Genomic DNA, 957 nt, shown 5'->3' with positions numbered 1-957 from the left:
GGTGTGTAAGCTGATCACATCATCCAATAACTGACGAAAATGATACGTCTCGCTGGCGAGTTCCACCTTCCCCGCTTCAACTTTGGAGAAATCGAGGATGTCATCAATAATGGTCATGAGCGATTGCGATGAGTTATCGATGATCTCCACAAATTCTTTTTGCTGCGGATCGAGCTTAGTATCACTAAGCAGCGACGCCACACCAATAATGCCATTCATAGGGGTGCGGATCTCGTGGCTCATGGTCGCGAGAAACTCACTTTTCTTGCGATTGGCGACTTCCGCCTTATCTCGCTCTGCTTCTAACTCGGCTTGATGCTCTCGCACTTTTTGCACGCTTCGATTGTATTTTTGCGCCAACAAGCTGACTTCATCAAAACACCAACGTTTGGGCAGCGTGACCGTACTCGGCGCATTACCGCCGCTAAAATCACTCACCGCACCGGAAAGCAACTGCAAAGGATTCACCAATAAACGGAAGGCAACCCACAACACCCCAACCATCAACAGCAAAATTTTTATCGCTTCTGTCGTGAGTAGAAAAAAGAACTGTTGCCATAAATCTTGATAGACGGCGCTAAGGTCAGACTGCACAGTCAGCTCTGCGAGCTCAAACGTTTTTTCACCCACACTAAACTGCATCGGCCAACGCCTCTCAACCACATCTTGCGTGATTTCTGTTCCGAGCTCGATGATAACTTCGTCTTTGGTAGCAATGCGTAGGTAATCCACCGAAGGCAAACGCATCGCCCCCAGCGCTTGGGTGAGTAACAGCTCACGGTCTTCAACCCACAAACTGGCTGAAAAGCTGGAGAGGTAGCTCGACTCCACTTGTTTTAAGTCGGTGTCGAGATGGGACAACTCTTCTTGAAAATCACGATATAAACTGATGGCAGAAATGACTAACGTAAAGATCAAACTCAACGTTAAAACCGCCAGCATAAGCTGGTTACCGAT

At 47.9% G+C, this 957-nt stretch carries 1 protein-coding gene; it reads right to left on the bottom strand.

Annotation, left to right across the window (positions count from 1 at the left end):
• On the bottom strand, nt 1–957 hold a 957-nt coding region (locus tag R8O11_RS25650; protein ID WP_318194665.1), incomplete at both ends, for a histidine kinase dimerization/phospho-acceptor domain-containing protein.

The organism is Vibrio sp. 1288 (assembly GCF_033344475.1).
The sequence above is the reverse complement of the archived record's forward strand: the minus strand, read 5'-3'. Positions and strand labels throughout refer to the sequence as shown.